The organism is Streptomyces sp. NPDC085900 (genome assembly GCF_044540925.1).
In the GTDB taxonomy this organism is placed as follows: Bacteria; Actinomycetota; Actinomycetes; order Streptomycetales; family Streptomycetaceae; genus Streptomyces; species Streptomyces gilvifuscus.
The window spans coordinates 223195-238172 of the sequence record NZ_JBITSP010000007.1; the positions used below are offsets into that span (position 1 = coordinate 223195).

12 protein-coding genes are annotated in these 14978 nt (G+C 72.5%); 5 read left to right on the forward strand and 7 right to left on the reverse strand.

Annotated elements, in window-relative coordinates:
- Window positions 1–70: 70 nt before the first annotated feature.
- From ACIGDI_RS24990 to ACIGDI_RS25005, 4 genes are all read right to left on the reverse strand, one after another.
- On the reverse strand, window positions 71–1189 hold the full coding sequence (locus tag ACIGDI_RS24990; RefSeq protein WP_399900506.1) for an LLM class flavin-dependent oxidoreductase: 1119 nt from the start codon (window positions 1187–1189) through the stop codon (window positions 71–73).
- Between the two features lie 108 nt (window positions 1190–1297).
- Entirely contained in the window at window positions 1298–2068 is a 771-nt protein-coding gene (locus ACIGDI_RS24995) for an SDR family NAD(P)-dependent oxidoreductase (protein ID WP_399900509.1), read from the reverse strand.
- 11 nt (window positions 2069–2079) lie between these two features.
- Complete coding sequence (locus ACIGDI_RS25000) at window positions 2080–3003, reverse strand: TIGR03619 family F420-dependent LLM class oxidoreductase (RefSeq protein WP_399900512.1); 924 nt, start codon at window positions 3001–3003, stop codon at window positions 2080–2082.
- Window positions 3000–4226 (reverse strand): amidohydrolase family protein, encoded by a 1227-nt coding sequence (locus ACIGDI_RS25005; RefSeq protein WP_399900514.1) that lies wholly within the window; start codon window positions 4224–4226, stop codon window positions 3000–3002. The genes ACIGDI_RS25000 and ACIGDI_RS25005 overlap by 4 nt, the downstream gene beginning before the upstream one ends.
- A gap of 210 nt (window positions 4227–4436) precedes the next feature.
- Between ACIGDI_RS25005 and ACIGDI_RS25010 the strand changes: the two genes are divergently transcribed.
- Window positions 4437–7394, forward strand: a complete 2958-nt coding sequence (locus ACIGDI_RS25010; RefSeq protein ID WP_399900517.1) for a BTAD domain-containing putative transcriptional regulator — start codon at window positions 4437–4439, stop codon at window positions 7392–7394.
- A gap of 219 nt (window positions 7395–7613) precedes the next feature.
- Window positions 7614–7787, forward strand: coding sequence for a hypothetical protein (locus ACIGDI_RS25015; protein WP_272178112.1), 174 nt, complete (start codon window positions 7614–7616; stop codon window positions 7785–7787).
- A 78-nt stretch (window positions 7788–7865) separates the two neighbouring features.
- Here ACIGDI_RS25015 and ACIGDI_RS25020 read toward each other — a convergent pair whose 3' ends face one another.
- Complete coding sequence (locus tag ACIGDI_RS25020; protein WP_399900520.1) at window positions 7866–9434, reverse strand: FadD3 family acyl-CoA ligase; 1569 nt, start codon at window positions 9432–9434, stop codon at window positions 7866–7868.
- Window positions 9435–9527: 93 nt separating this feature from the next.
- Between ACIGDI_RS25020 and ACIGDI_RS25025 the strand changes: the two genes are divergently transcribed.
- The 3 genes from ACIGDI_RS25025 to ACIGDI_RS25035 are packed head-to-tail and all read left to right on the forward strand — an operon-like array spanning window position 9528 to window position 11889.
- The gene (locus tag ACIGDI_RS25025) at window positions 9528–10676 is read left to right on the forward strand and encodes a lipid-transfer protein (RefSeq protein ID WP_399900523.1); all 1149 of its coding nucleotides are present in this window, start codon (window positions 9528–9530) and stop codon (window positions 10674–10676) included.
- A gap of 23 nt (window positions 10677–10699) precedes the next feature.
- Complete coding sequence (locus ACIGDI_RS25030; protein WP_399901171.1) at window positions 10700–11116, forward strand: Zn-ribbon domain-containing OB-fold protein; 417 nt, start codon at window positions 10700–10702, stop codon at window positions 11114–11116.
- On the forward strand, window positions 11113–11889 hold the full coding sequence (locus ACIGDI_RS25035) for an enoyl-CoA hydratase/isomerase family protein (RefSeq protein WP_399900526.1): 777 nt from the start codon (window positions 11113–11115) through the stop codon (window positions 11887–11889). The genes ACIGDI_RS25030 and ACIGDI_RS25035 overlap by 4 nt, the downstream gene beginning before the upstream one ends.
- Before the next feature lie 3 nt (window positions 11890–11892).
- On the opposite strand, the gene ACIGDI_RS25040 is transcribed toward ACIGDI_RS25035, so the two are convergent.
- Window positions 11893–12384, reverse strand: a complete 492-nt coding sequence (locus tag ACIGDI_RS25040; protein WP_399900529.1) for a hypothetical protein — start codon at window positions 12382–12384, stop codon at window positions 11893–11895.
- A gap of 133 nt (window positions 12385–12517) precedes the next feature.
- Window positions 12518–14857, reverse strand: a complete 2340-nt coding sequence (locus ACIGDI_RS25045; protein ID WP_399900532.1) for a PQQ-binding-like beta-propeller repeat protein — start codon at window positions 14855–14857, stop codon at window positions 12518–12520.
- Between the last annotated feature and the right edge of the window lie 121 nt (window positions 14858–14978).

The window sequence follows — 14978 nt, forward strand, 5'->3', positions numbered from 1 at the left end:
GCGATGACCTACTCAGGGGCGCGGGGAACTGCGCGACCAGCCCCCACACACCCGCAGCCGCCGTACGACCTCAGACAGCCCCCCGGAACCGCGTCGTCCGATGCACCGGATCCGTGTCGATCTTCGGAATCACGTGCTCCCCGATCAGCCGGATCGTCTGGAGCGTCTCCTCCTTCGGCACCCCCACCGGCAGCCCGAAGCTCAGCTGGTCCGCCCCCGCCTGCTCCCACCGCTTGCACTGGGTGAGCACCTCGTCCGGGTCCCCGCAGATCAGCAACTCCTCCTCGATCAGCAGCTCCACGAACTCCGGCGTGTACTCCGGCAGCGTCTCCGGCCATTCGGGGAAGCCCTCGGGACGGGGGAACGTGTCGTGGTACCGGAAGACCAGCGAGGGCAGGTAGTGCAGTCCCCCGTGCACGGCGATGTCGATCGCCTCCGCGTGCGTCGGCGCGCAGATGGCCGTCGTCGTCACCATCACGTTGTCGTTGACGAAGTCGCCCACCGGTTCGGCGTTCACGATGGCCGTCTTGTACTGCTCCAGCACCCACTCCATGTCGGAGACCTTCTGGATGCTGAAGCCCAGCACGCCGAGCCCCTTCTTCGCGGCCATGGCGTACGACGGCGGCGATCCGGCCGCGTACCACATCGCCGGGTGCGACTTGCCGTACGGCTTGGGCAGGACCTTGCGCGGCGGCAGCTGCCAGAACTTGCCCTGGAAGCCGACGTACTCGTCCTGCAGCCACATCTTGGGGAACTCGGCGATGGTCTCTTCCCAGATCTCCTTGGTGTAGTTCATGTCGGTAACGCCCGGTATGAACCCGAGGATCTCGTGCGACCCGGCGCCGCGCCCGCTGCCGAACTCGAAGCGGTTGCCGGTGAGGTGGTCGAGCATCGCGACCTTCTCGGCGACCTTCACCGGGTGGTTCACCTGCGCCAGCGGGTTGAAGATGCCCGATCCGAGGTGGATGCGTTCCGTCGCGTGCGCCAGGTAGCCGAGGAACACGTCGTTGGCGGAGAGGTGGGAGTACTCCTCCAGGAAGTGGTGCTCGGACGCCCACGCGTACTTGAAGCCCGACCTGTCCGCCTGGATGACGTACTCGGTCTCCTCCATCAGCGCCTTGTGTTCCGCGAGCGGATCGGTCTCGGCGCGCTTGCCCACATACCCCTGTACAAAGAGCCCGAATTCCACGGAGGTTCACCGTCCCCGGTCCCAGATTTTTCTGACGCTCCGTCAGTTTTGGTCGACTGTTGCACTACCGGCAGGGAGGGTCAATAGCTGATGACCCGTCAGATGTGCTCAGATGATGCTGACGCCCGCCAGCCACCCGCCGTCGATCACGAAGGGCTGCCCGGTGATGTACGACGAGTCCTCGCACGTCAGGAACAGCGCCAGCCGCGCCACCTCCGCGGGCCTGCCGATCCGCCCGAGCGGCACGAGCTTGCGGTACAGCTCGTCCAGCGCCCGGCCGGTCTCCTCCGCGTCGGCCGTCGGGTCCAGCTGGGCCGGGTTGGACATCGCGGTGTCGATGGCGCCGGGGCACATGGCGTTGACGCGGATGCCGCGGTGGGCGAGTTCCAGTGCCGCGACGCGGGTGAGGCCGAGGATGGCGTGCTTGGTGGCGGCGTAGGTGCCGACGGCCGCCATGCCCGTGACGGCCGTGTAGGAGGCGGTGTTGACGATCGTGCCGCCGTCCTCCATCACCGGCGCCACCGTCCTGATGCCGAGGAAGCAGCCGACCTGGTTGACCCGCACGACCTGCATGAACTCGTCGAGGGGTGTGTCGACCAGGGAGTTGAAGCGCAGAATGCCGGCGTTGTTGACGAGGCCGTCGATCCGGCCGTGGGCGTCCTTGACCGTGCTGACGGCCGCACGCCACTGTTCCTCCTCGCCCACGTCGAGGTGGACGTAGAGGCCGCCGATCTCCCGCGCGAGCGCCTCTCCCTGGTCGTCGAGGACGTCGGCGACGACGACCTCGGCGCCCTCCGCTCTGAACAGGCGGACCTCCTGCTCGCCCTGTCCGCGCGCCGCCCCGGTGACGAGCACGACGCGTCCGTCCAGCTTGCCCATGCCACAACTCCTCAGAGATCGGGCGCGACTTCGGCGCCGAAGGCCGCCATCTGGTCGGTGAGTTCGCCGCGACTGCGGCAGCGGAACCGCACCTGGATCTGGTGCACGCCCATCGCGCCGTAGGCGCGCAGGGACTCGGCGAGCCGGTCCGGTGGGCCGGTCAGGGTGCGGCGGCCGACGTCCCAGGAGGGCGTGCCGACGTACAGGGGCTCGGTGATCGCGCCGACGGTCAGCGGGTCCTCGATGCCGGCCTCGGCGCGCAGCCGCCCGAGCCGGGCGATCTGGCCGGGCAGGCGGTCGCGCGGGTCGCCCTGCGGCAGCCAGCCGTCTCCCCTGAGCGCGGCCCTGCGGACGGCGGCGGGGGACGAGCCGCCGACCCAGAGGGGGACGCGGTCCTGGGCGGGGCGGGGCCGCTGGCCCAGGCCCTCGAAGTCGTAGCGCTTGCCGTGGTGTTCGGGGAACTCCTCGGCGCCGAGGGCCGCGCGCAGGGCGTCGACCGTCTCGTCCAGGACCGCTCCGCGCCGTTCGAAGTCCACCCCCAGCACCTCGAACTCCTCCCGCACATGACCGGCCCCGACCCCGAGGATCAGGCGCCCCGCGCTGAGATGGTCGAGGGTGGCGTACTGCTTGGCGGTGAGCAGGGGGTGCCGCAGTCCCACGACGGCCACGTGGCTCAGCAGCCGGACGCGCTCGGTGGCCGCGGCCAGGAAGGCGAGGGTGGCGACGGGGTCGTACCAGACCGTGCTCATCGCGGGGGCGAGCCGGCGCGGGATGGCCACGTGGTCGCAGGAGGCGATGTAGTCGAAGCCCGCGCGTTCCGCGGTCCGGGCGACGGCGAGCAGGTCCTCGGGGCCGGCCGCGGCCTCCCAGGGCTCGGCGTACATGGTGCTCTGGGACTGAACGGGCAGCTGGATGCCGTACGACAGGGCGGTCACGGTCGCCAGAGCCCCTCGGGGGTCAGTCCCAGCAGGTCGATGGCGTTGCCGCGGACGATCCGCTCCACGGCCGCCGGGTCCAGGTGGCCCATCTGCGCCTCGCCGACCTCGCGGGACTTGGGCCAGGTGGAGTCGGAGTGCGGGTAGTCGGTCTCGTACAGGACGTTGTCCAGGCCGATGGCGTCCAGGTTGCGCAGTCCGAAGGCGTCGTCGAAGAAGCAGCCGTAGACGTGCTCGGCGAACAGCTCGGACGGCGGCCGGTGCACCTTGTCGGCGACCCCGCCCCAGCCCCGGTTCTCCTCCCAGACGACGTCCGCGCGCTCCAGGATGTACGGGATCCAGCCGATCTGGCCCTCGGCGTACATCACCCTCAGGTTCGGGAAACGTTCGAACTTGCCGCTCATCAGCCAGTCGACCATCGAGAAGCAGCAGTTGGCGAAGGTGATCGTCGAACCGACCGCGGGCGGGGCGTCCTTGGAGGTGGACGGCATCCTGCTGCTGGAGCCGATGTGCATGGCGATGACCGTGCCGGTCTCGTCGCAGGCGGCGAGGAAGGGGTCCCAGTCGTCGGAGTGGACGGAGGGCAGGCCCAGGTGCGGGGGGATCTCGGAGAAGGCGACCGCGCGTACCCCGCGGGCGGCGTTGCGGCGGACCTCGGCGGCGGCGAGCTCGGCGTCCCAGAGCGGGATGAGGGTGAGGGGGATGAGCCGGCCCCGTGCCTGCGGGCCGCACCACTCCTCCACCATCCAGTCGTTGTAGGCCTGTACGCACAGCAGGCCCAGCTCGTGGTCCTTGGCCTCGGTGAAGGTCTGGCCGCAGAAACGCGGGAAGGTCGGGAAGCAGACAGCGGACTGGACGTGGTTGACGTCCATGTCGGCCAGCCGCTGCGGGACGTCGTAGGACCCCGGCCGCATCTGCTCGTAGGTGATGACCTCGAGTTTTATCTCGTCCCGGGAGTAGCCCACGGCCGTGTCGAGGCGGGTCAGAGGACGCTGGAGCTCCTCGTAGAGCCACCAGTCGCCCAGCGGGCCGTCGTCACCGGGGGCGCCCATCACGGGGCGGAAGCGGCCGCCGAGGAAGGAGATCTCCTTCAGCGGGGCCCGGACTATGCGGGGGCCGACGTCCAGGTACTTCTTCGGCAGACGGCTCTGCCAGACGTCCGCGGGCTCCACGGTGTGGTCGTCGACGGAGATGATCTGAGGGAACGTCAGGTCGGTGTCCATGGCGCTCACGGTAGCGCCGATCTGACGAACCGTCAGCTGTCGGTCGGCGGGCTGTTTTCCCGTCCGGGTCTGTGCGGAAGTGTGCGAAGGCCACGTGAGGGCCTTGTGACATACCGCGCGTCTGGCCGTGACCGCCCCCTCCACAGCTGACGCATCCGCCCTGGACAAGGCAGACTGACGGGGTTGCTCACTGTGTCTAGGGGGACGGCGATGGTCGACCGTGTACCGCGGGTGCCCGAGCAGAGGCGTTCGAGCCCCTCTGCGGAGCCCGCGGCCCTGCGCTTCGGCGTGCTCGGACCCGTGCGCGCCCGGCGCGGGGACGAGTCGTTGAACACCGGCTCCCCCCAGCAACGCGCCCTGCTGGCCGCCCTCCTGCTGCGCGAGGGCCGTACGGCGACCGCGGCCGAGCTGATCGACGCCCTGTGGGGCGAGGAGCCGCCCTCGCAGGCGCTGGCCGCGGTACGGACGTACGCGTCCCGGCTGCGTAAGGTGCTGGACGCCGGGGTGCTGGTGAGCGAGTCGGGCGGCTACGCGATCCGCGGCCTGGCCGAGGACGCCTTCGACCTGACGGTGGCGCAGGACCTGGCGACGGAGGCGGAGAAGGCGAAGAGCGCCGGAGATCTGTGCCAGGCCCGCCGGGTACTGGACCGCGCGCTGGCCCTGTGGGACGGGGAGACGCTGGCGGGCGTGCCGGGCCCGTACGCGGAGGCCCAGAGGGTCCGCCTGGAGGAATGGCGCCTGCAACTCCTGGAGTCCCGCCTGGACATGGACCTGGAGCAGGGCTGCCACGCGGAGGCCGTCTCCGAGCTCACCGCCCTCACCGCGGCCCACCCGCTGCGCGAACGCCTGCGCGAGCTGCTGATGCTGGCGCTGTACCGCAGCGGCCGGCAGGCGGAGGCCCTCGCGGTGTACGCGGACACCCGCCGCCTGCTGGCCGACGAGTTGGGGGTCGACCCCCGTCCGGCCCTGCGCGAGCTCCAGCAGCGCATCCTGGAGGCCGACCCCGGCCTGGCGGAACCCTCCGCCCCGCCCGCCGAACCGGCCGCCGCCCCCGTGCGTCCGGCCCAGCTCCCGGCCACCGTCCCGGACTTCACGGGCCGCGCGGCCTTCGTGCGCGAGCTCGGCGAGGTCCTGTCCTCGGCCGAGGGCCGGGTGATGGCGGTCTCGGCGCTGGCCGGCATCGGCGGCGTCGGCAAGACGACCCTCGCGGTGCACGTCGCCCACCAGGCGCGGTCCTCCTTCCCCGACGGCCAGTTGTACGTCGACCTGATGGGTGCCGGGGCGCGGGCCGCCGAGCCGGAGACGGTGCTGGGCTCCTTCCTGCGGGCCCTGGGGACGCCCGACACGGCGATACCGGACTCCCTGGAGGAACGGGCCGCCCTGTACCGCTCGGTCCTCGACGGCCGCCGGGTCCTGGTCCTGCTGGACAACGCCCGGGACGCCGCCCAGATACGTCCGCTGCTGCCCGGGACGGAGGGCTGCGCGGCCCTGGTGACCTCGCGGGTGCGGATGGTGGACCTCGCGGGGGCCCATCTGGTGGACCTGGACGTGATGTCCCCGGACGAGGCGCTGCAGCTGTTCACGAGGATCGTCGGCGAGGAGCGGGTGGCGTCGGAGCGGGAGGCCGCCCTGGACGTGGTCGGGGCCTGCGGCTTCCTGCCCCTCGCGATCCGCATCGCCGCGTCCCGGCTGGCGGCCCGCAGAACGTGGACGGTCTCCGTCCTCGCGGCGAAACTGGCGGACGAGCGGCGCCGCCTGGACGAGCTCCAGGCCGGCGACCTGGCGGTCAAGGCCACCTTCGAACTCGGCTACGGCCAGCTGGAGCCGGCCCAGGCCCGCGCCTTCCGCCTGCTCGGTCTCGCGGACGGCCCGGACATCTCGCTGTCGGCCGCCGCGGCCGTCCTCGACCTCCCGGCGGAGGAGACGGAGGACCTGCTGGAGTCCCTCGTGGACACCTCGCTGCTGGAGTCGGCGGCGCCCGGCCGCTACCGCTACCACGACCTCGTACGGCTCTACGCGCGTGCGTGCGCGGAACGCGACGAGTGGCCGCCGAGCGAGCGGGAGGCGGCCCTCTCCCGCCTGCTGGACTTCTACCTGGCGACGGCGGCCGGCGTCTACGCCCTCGAACGGCCAGGGGACCGGCTGGTGGATCACCTGGAGGGGACGGCGTATCCCGGGTTGCGGTTCACGGACCTGAGGGCGGCGCAGGACTGGCTCTACGCGGAGGCGATCTGCCTGCTCGCCTGTGTGCGGCAGGCCGCGGGCAGGCCCGAGACGCTCAGCCGCGCCGTCGACCTGCTCTGGGTCGCGCACGACCTGTCCGAGTCGGGGGCCAACTCCCGGGAGTACGAGACGACCGCGGAGGGCCTGCTGGAGGCGGCCCGCAGGTTCGGCGCCGACCGGGCCGAGGCGCGCGCCCTGATGACCCAGGTGAACGTCCACCACGTCAGCGGCCGCTTCGAGCAGGCGGACCAGGAGGCGGAGCGGGTCACGCTCCTGGCGCAGCGGTCGGACGACCTCCTGCCCGTCTGCTGGGCCCGGAACGCCCGCGGAATCATGGCGCTCTACCAGAACCGCCACGAGGACGGCGAGGAGCACCTCTCGCAGGCCATCCAGCACTTCCGCACCCTGAACGACAGCGCGGGCGAGGCCAGTGCCCTGTGCAACCTGTCCCGCATCCACCTCGCCACCGGCCGCACGGCGAGCGCGGTCGAGCTGGCGCAGCAGGGCATCGAACTCTACGACGCCATGGGCAACTCCATGCGGGGCGCGAACGCCCGGTACGCGCTCGGTCTGGCGCTCACCCAGAGCGGCGAGCTGGACTCCGCGAGCCATCGTCTGCACGAGGCCCTGGAGGTGTTCCGGGAGAGCCGACAGCGCCTGTGGGAGGGCATGAGCCTGTTCCGGCTGGCCGAGGTCGACCTCGCCGCCCGACGGCCCGCGCAGGCCGCGGCCAACGCCGAGATGGCGCTGACCGTGCTGCGTGGCATCGGCGGCGAGTGGCGCCGGGGCAACGTCCTGACCGTCCTCGGCCGCGCCCTCGACGGCATCGGGCAGATGGGCCGGGCACACGTCTGCTGGCAGGAGGCGATCGGCATCTTCGAGGACCTCGACTCGCCCGAGGCCGCGGAGGTACGCGCGCTGCTGACTCCCGTACGAGCGGCCTGAACGGCCTCGTCGGGCCGTTCATCATTCGTTTATCGCCGTGCGCCATCCTCGACTCAGTCGATCCGTCGCGTCGGGGGGCAGACGGGTCGCTGCGGAGGGTCCCTCACCCACTGACTAGGGTGAACGGCCCGAACAGGCCCGCCCGGCCATCCTCGGGGGAGTGACCGGGCGGGCCTTGCGATCCACGCAGCCGAACAGACCCAAGGGGAGTTGACGAAGATGAGCGACGAGCTCAAGCCGGCCGACATGCACGCCACGGACGCCAAGGCGACCGCCCAGGACATGCACGCCACGGACGAGCCGGTGACCACTGACGACATGCACGCCACCGACGAGCCGCTGGAGACCAAGGACATGCACGCCACGTCGGAGCCCTTCACGCCGACGAAGTAAGCCCGCACGTACGGGGGATCGAGCGCGACGGCCCGGAGGGGAGCCGTCGCGCTCGACGTGCGCCCGTCGTCGGCGGGCTCAGGGCCGCCGCCCCCGCAGCTCTCCCTTGACCACCTTCCCGCTCGCGTTGCGGGGCAGTTGCGGGACGAACTCCACCGCTCTGGGGACCTTGTAGTTCGCCATCTCCCGCCGGGACCAGGCCATCAGGTCGTCGGCCGTCAGCACGGCACCCGGCCGGCGCACCACGTAGGCCTTGCCGACCTCGCCCAGGTGCGGGTCCGGCACGCCGATCACCGCGACGTCCGCCACGTCCGGGTGCAGGCCGAGGAGTTGCTCTATCTCCGCCGGATAGGCGTTGAAGCCGCCGACGATGAACATGTCCTTGATCCGGTCGGTGATCCGCAGGTTCCCGGCGGAGTCCAGGACGCCCACGTCGCCCGTGCGCAGCCAGCCGTCCTCGCCCAGCACCTCCGCCGTCGCCGCCTCGTCCTCGTAGTAGCCGCGCATGACGTTGAAGCCGCGGACCAGGACCTCGCCGGGTTCGCCGGCCGGCGCCTCGACGCGGACCTCGGTGCCGGGGATCGCGCGGCCGGACGTCGAGGCGATCACCGTCGGGTCGTCGCCGCGGCGGCACATCGTGACGATGCCGGAGGCCTCCGAGAGGCCGTACGCCGTCAGGACCGTCTCCACGCCCAGTTCCCCGCGCAGCCGCTCCACCAGCCGCAGCGGCACCACCGCGGCGCCCGTCACCACCAGCCGCAGCGCGGACAGGTCGTGCGCGTCCCGCGCCGGGTGGTCCAGCAGCGACTGGTGCAGGGTGGGCGGGCCGGGCAGCACCGAGACGCGCTCCGCCGCGATGTTGGCCAGGACCGTGTCCACGTTGAACACCGGCTGGGGGATCATCGTCGCGCCCCGCATCAGACAGGCCAGGACGCCGGCCTTGTAACCGAAGGTGTGGAAGAAGGGGTTGACGACGAGGTAGCGGTCGCCCCGCCGCAGTCCGGCGAGGTCGCACCAGATCTCGTAGGCCCGCAGCGACTGCGCGTGCGTGATCACCGCGCCCTTGGGGCGGCCCGTCGTGCCGGACGTGAAGACGATGTCCGACGGCCACGAGCCCTCCACCGCCGCCGCGCGCGCCCGCACCCGGCCGGCCGCGACCCCGTCGCCGCCCGCGAGGAAGTCCTTCCAGGTCCGGAAGTCGGCGGGCGCGTCGTCCGACAGCACCACCACCTGCTCCAGGCCCGGCAGTCCCGGCCCTTCCGCGATCGCCCGCCGCAGCGAGGCCACGTACGAGGTCCCCAGGAACGTCCCGGTGACGAAGAGCAGCCGGGCCCCGCTGCCGCGCAGCACCTCGACGGCCTCCGTGCCCTTGAAGCGCGTGTTGACCGGCACGAGCACCGCCCCGGCCGACACCGCGCCCAGCGCCGCGACGATCCAGTCCAGCGAGTTCGGGGCCCAGATCCCCACCCGGTCGCCCGGCTCGACGCCCGCGGCGAGGCAGGCCGCCGCCGACCGTTCGACGCGGGCGCCCAGTTCGGCGTACGTGATCCGGGTGCGGCCCTCCACCACCGCCTCGGCCTCGGCGTACCGCTCGGCCGCCGAGCGGACGAGTCCCGGAATGCTGCCCCACTCCACGTCACCGCGCACAACAGCCCCCAACCTCGTAGCTGACTACCCGTCAGATTAGCTGTAACCTGACGCACTGTCAGCCGCCCTGTCCCCACGCGGAGGTGCTCCGACATGCCCGGACTCAAGGACGCCACCGCGATCGTCGGCATAGGGCAGACGGCCTTCGCCAAGCGGCTGCCGGAGGACGAGCGCACGCTGGCCTGCCGTGCCGTGCTCGCCGCACTCGACGACGCCGGCATCGCCCCCGGCGAGGTCGACGCCCTGGCCTCCTACACGATGGAGGAGACCGACGAGGTGGAGCTGGCGAAGGCCGTCGGCTTCGGGGACCTGACCTTCTTCAGCAAAGTCGGCTACGGCGGCGGCGGTTCGTGCGCCACGGTCGCCCACCTCGCCGCCGCCATCGCCACCGGACAGGCGAGCGTCGGCGTCGCCTGGCGCTCGCGCAAGAGAGGCTCCGGCGCGCGCCCCTGGACCAACACCACGGTCCAACTCCCCACCCCCGCCCAGTGGACCCGCCCCTTCGGCCTGCTCCGCCCGGCGGACGAGATCGCCATGCTGACGCGCCGCTACATGCACGAGTACGGCGCGACCCGCGACCACCTCTTCAACGTCGCCCTCGCCTGCCGCAACCGCGCCAACCAGAACCCGGCCGCCGTCATGTACGACCGCCCGCTGACCCGCGAGATGTACATGACCTCCCGCTGGATCAGCGAGCCCCTGTGCCTGTTCGACAACTGCCTGGAGACGGACGGCGCGTTGGCCTGTGTGGTGGTCAGCGCCGAGCGCGCCCGGGACTGCCGGCGGCAGCCCGTCTACGTCCACTCCGCCGCCCAGGGCCTGCCCGCCCAGCACCACGGCATGGTCAACTACTGGAACGACGACCCGCTCACCGGCCCCGCCTGGACCGCCGCCCGGCACCTGTGGAAGCACGCCGACTTCACCCCCCAGGACGTCGACGTCGCCCAGATCTACGACGCGTTCACCGCGCTGATCCCCCTCTCCCTGGAGGGCTACGGCTTCTGCGCGCGCGGCGAGGGCGGGGCCTTCACCGAACAGGGCGCACTGGAGATCGGCGGACGGCTGCCCCTCAACACCGGCGGCGGCGGACTCAGCGAGGCCTATGTGCACGGCTTCAACCTGATCAACGAAGGCGTACGGCAGCTGCGCGGCACCAGCACCGCCCAGGTCCCGGACGCCGCCACCTGCCTCGTCACCGCCGGTGAGGGGGTCCCCACCTCCGCCCTGCTGCTGAGGAGTTGAGGCAGATGCCCTCCGAGCCCGCGATGCTGACCCCCGTGACCGACACCGACGGCGCCCCCTTCTGGGGCTACGCCCGCCAGGGCGAACTGCGCGTGCAGGCCTGCGCGGACTGCGGCGAGCCGCGCTTCCCGCCCCGCCCCTGCTGCCCGCACTGCCAGTCCTTCGCCACCGAGTGGCACCGCACGGAGGGCCACGGGCGCATCTGGTCCTACGTCCTGCCCCACCCGCCGCTGCTGCCCGCCTACGCCGAGCAGGCCCCGTACAACGTGATCGTCGTCGAACTCGCCGACGCCCCGCGCGTCCGGCTCGTCGGCAACCTCGTCGCCGAGGCCGGGGCGCGGCTGGACTCGGTGCCGCCCGGGCGCATCCGGATCGGCGCGAAGGTGCAGGTCGTCTTCACCGAGGACGGACTGCCCCAGTGGGTCCTGGAGCGCCCATGACGACGACCGTGCGCCTGGCCGCCGACAAGGACACCGGCGTCGCCGTCGTCACCCTCGACCGGCCCGACCGCCTCAACGCCATCGACCTCACGATGCGCGACGAACTCCAGCAGGTGTGGCGGGAGTTGCGGTTCGACGACTCCGTACGGGCGGTCGTCCTGACCGGCGCCGGGGAGCGGGCCTTCTGCACCGGCCTCGACCGGGACGCCGTGGTCCCCCAGCCCTCCTCCCCCTACATGGCCGACGATCCGCTGCTGCGCGTCGGACCCAAGTCCAACGACCTGTGGAAGCCGGTGATCGCCGCGGTGACCGGCATGGCCTGCGGGGGCGCCTTCTACCTCCTCGGGGAGTCGGACTTCCTCGTCGCCGACCCCACCGCCGCCTTCTTCGACCCGCACACGACGTACGGCATGGTCAGCGCCTACGAGTCGGTGCTCCTGGCCCAGCGGATGCCGTACGGGGAGGTCGCCCGGATGATGCTCATGGGGACGGCGGAACGGATCTCCGCCGAGCGCGCCCACGCCATCGGCCTGGTCTCCGAACTCACCGCTCCCGGCGAGGCGTTGGCGGCGGCGACGGAGTGCGCCGCCGTGCTCGCCGGGTATCCGGCCGAGGGCGTCCAGGGAACCGTGCGGGCGCTGTGGGCGGCCAGGGAGGGCGCGGTCGCCGCCGGGTTCGCGCAGGCGCCGCATCTGGTCGCGCTCGGCAACCTCCCGGGCGAACGGCAGGCGGAACTGTTCGCCGGACGGCACAAGGGGTTCCGGACGCGTTAGGCGTCAGCTCGACGCCGGTGCCAGGTCCCGTACTTCGCAGTGGTCGACGCGGGAGACGCGGGCGTCGCCGCCGCCCACGTACTCGCGCACGGTCACCGTCCCGCTCGCCGGCACCCGTGCCCGGTCGACCTGGGTGGAGACGATGCCGCCCTTGGCGTCGAGGAAGGTGACGGTGACGTCGAAGGTGCCCGCGGTGGTGTTGGGGTTGCTGACCTGGACCGTCGCGTACGGCTGCTGCACGCTCGCGCAGCTCACCAGGACCGCCATCGCGGGCGACGGCGAGGCCGCGGCGGACGACGAGTACGAGCCGCTGCCGCCGGTCGTGGTGGTCGTGTGCCGTGACGTGTCGTGGTCCTGCGAGGAACTGCTGCACCCGCCACCGCTGCTGTGGTGCTTGCCGATGCCGTGGTGCCGTCCCGTCGAGAAGCCCGTCAGCGACAGAACGACGAACCCGATGACAGCCGCGAACCTGAGACCCCGCCCCCGTGTGTTCATACGGCCACCCTAGCGACGGTCCGTCACGGGGGCGTCACCGCATGGCGGCCGTCGCGCACCGGGCGTAGCGTCGGTGGGGACGGCCGCCGTCCACACCCTTCCGTCAGCCGGTACGACGGCCGTCACCGGCTACTCACGCGGTGCGCGCGGTTCCCGTGCCCTTCTCCGCGTCCAGCGCGTACACGCACCTGTCCTTGCTGCACGCGTACACGACCCCGTCGCGGACCACCGGCGACCCGGTGATCTCGCCGCCGGTCGCCAGCTTCCAGCGCAGCCGCCCGTCGTCGGCCTTCAGCGTGTACAGCAGGTGGTCGGTGGAGCCGAAGTGGATACGGCCCTCCGCGACGGCCGGGGCGCCGACGATGTCGCCGCCCGCCTGGAAGCGCCACTTGGGCGTGCCCGTGACCGCGTCCAGGGTGTAGAGGCCCTTGCCGCTGCCGACGTGGACATGGCCCGCCGCCACCAGGACCGGGTCGATCGAGGAGCGGGACTCGGTGGCGATGCGCCAGCGGTCGCGGCCGTCGGCGGCGTCGAGGGCGTAGACCGTGCCAAGGTAGTCGGCGAGGTAGATGCCCCCGCCGGTGACCGCCGGGCCGGGCGCGAAGGCGGGCGGGGAGAGGAAGACCGCGGGGGCCTCGAAGTGCCACTTGACGTGGCCGTTCGCGATGTCGAGGGCCAACACGCGGGTGCCGGCGGAGACGTACACGTAGCCGTCCGGCGCGTACGTCACCCGGACCGGGACGCCGCCGCAGGAGGCCGCGTCGCCGATCGGGTAGGACCAGCGCTCGTCACCCGTACGGGCGTCCAGGGCGCGCAGCCGGGCGTCCTGCCAGACGTAGACCGTGCCCTCGTGGACGGCGGGCCCGGCCTCCGGCGACTCGAAGTCGGTCTGGGCGCCGGTGAGCTCCCACAGCTTCTGCCCGTTCGAGGCCTCCCAGGCCTGGACGCCGCCGCCGCGCGTGCCGGTGACGACCGTGCCGCGGTCGGCGTTCAGGGAGTACACCCAGGCGTCCGTGGACAGCCGCCACAGGTCGGCGCCCTCCCGGCAGTCCAGGGCGAACAGCGTGGGTCCGTCGGAGGCGTGGATACGGCCGTCCGCGACCGCCATCGACCAGGCGACGTCCCGGGTCTTGAAGCGGCGCCGCCCGGTGGCCACGTCCAGGGCGTGCACCTCGAAGGAGGTGACGTAGACGAGGTCGCCGGAGACCGCCGGGGTGCCCCAGACGTCGTTGGACATGCGGAACCGCCAGGGGCGCCAGCCGGCCGCGGTCTCCGGGAGCGAGGGCGCCGGCACGGCGGGGCCCACGGCGGGGTCGGTGCCGTTGACGCCGGGGCGGGCCTTGGACCAGGAGGCGGCCAGGGCGGCCTCCGGCGGGGGCGCCTTGACGGCGGCGGCGCGGACGTCGGCGACGCGCGGGCCGGGGCCGATGGGCACCTGGGCGCCGGCCAGCCGGACGGGGCCGGTGTCGGGGGCGCCGACGGGGACCGGCGCCGGGTCGTGCGCGGGCGGCGGCGGGATGGGGGCGGGGGCCTGGCGGCCGCCGGTGCCGCGGCCGGGGCCCTGCGGCGCCGGGCGGCCGCCGCGGCCCCGCGCCTCGATCAGGTTGACGGCCTTGTCGGGCAGCCAGGCCGAGGCCGTACCGCTGTCGTCGGAGCCGGAGCCGAACAGGTGCGGGGCGAGCTGGGCCTGGAGGTCGGCCGGGTTGGGGCGGGCCGTGGCCTCCATCTGCATGCAGGACTCGATCAGCGGGCGCAGCTCGTCCGGCAGGCCCTCCAGGTCCGGGCCCTCGCGCAGCAGCATGAAGACCGTCTCGACCGGGTTGGCGCCGTGGAAGGGCGGGTGGCCGGTGGCGGCGAAGACCAGCATCGAGCCGAGCGAGAAGACGTCGCTCGCGCCGGTCACGCTGCGGGAGTCCTTGGCCTGCTCCGGGGACATGTAGGCGGGGGTGCCGACGGCGACGTTCGTCATGGTCAGACGGGTGTTGGAGACGCCGGAGGCGATGCCGAAGTCGATCACCCGGGGGCCGTCCTCGACCACCAGCACGTTCGAGGGCTTGAGGTCGCGGTGGACCAGCCCGGCGCCGTGGATGGACTGCAGCGCCTCGGCCACGCCGGCGGCGAGCCAGCGCACCGCCTGGGCCGGGAGCGGCCCGCACTCGTTCACTATCTCCTCGAGGGAGGGCGCGGGGACGTACGCGGTGGCCAGCCAGGGCACGGCGGCGCGCGGGTCGGCGTCGACGACCGCGGCCGTGTAGAAGCCGGAGACCGCCCGGGCCGCCTCGACCTCGCGCGTGAAGCGCACGCGGAAGAGCTGGTCCTCGGCGAGCTCGGTCCGGACCGTCTTGATCGCCACGCGCCGGCCCGACGCCGAGCGCGCGAGATAGACCAGCCCCATGCCGCCGGCTCCCAGCCGTCCCAGCACCTCGAACGGCCCGATCCGCCGCGGATCGTGCTGCGTCAGCTGATCCACCACTCTGCCTGCCACCTCCCCGTACGAGCCGCGCCAGTCACATGATTACGCGACCGAAGTGCAGCGTCTCACCACCGCACCGCCATGGCGGCACGCACCCCGATTCTTCCTGGCCCGGGCACCT

What these genes read in the sequence shown, in the direction of transcription:
- ACIGDI_RS25025 (WP_399900523.1), top strand. Translation starts at nt 9,528, where the DNA reads ATGCCCGGACTCAAGGACGCCACCGCGATCGTCGGCATAGGGCAGACG.
- ACIGDI_RS25030 (WP_399901171.1), top strand. Translation starts at nt 10,700, where the DNA reads ATGCTGACCCCCGTGACCGACACCGACGGCGCCCCCTTCTGGGGCTAC.
- ACIGDI_RS25040 (WP_399900529.1), bottom strand. Translation starts at nt 12,384, where the DNA reads ATGAACACACGGGGGCGGGGTCTCAGGTTCGCGGCTGTCATCGGGTTC.
- ACIGDI_RS24995 (WP_399900509.1), bottom strand. Translation starts at nt 2,068, where the DNA reads ATGGGCAAGCTGGACGGACGCGTCGTGCTCGTCACCGGGGCGGCGCGC.
- ACIGDI_RS25035 (WP_399900526.1), top strand. Translation starts at nt 11,113, where the DNA reads ATGACGACGACCGTGCGCCTGGCCGCCGACAAGGACACCGGCGTCGCC.
- ACIGDI_RS25005 (WP_399900514.1), bottom strand. Translation starts at nt 4,226, where the DNA reads ATGGACACCGACCTGACGTTCCCTCAGATCATCTCCGTCGACGACCAC.
- ACIGDI_RS25015 (WP_272178112.1), top strand. Translation starts at nt 7,614, where the DNA reads ATGAGCGACGAGCTCAAGCCGGCCGACATGCACGCCACGGACGCCAAG.
- ACIGDI_RS25010 (WP_399900517.1), top strand. Translation starts at nt 4,437, where the DNA reads ATGGTCGACCGTGTACCGCGGGTGCCCGAGCAGAGGCGTTCGAGCCCC.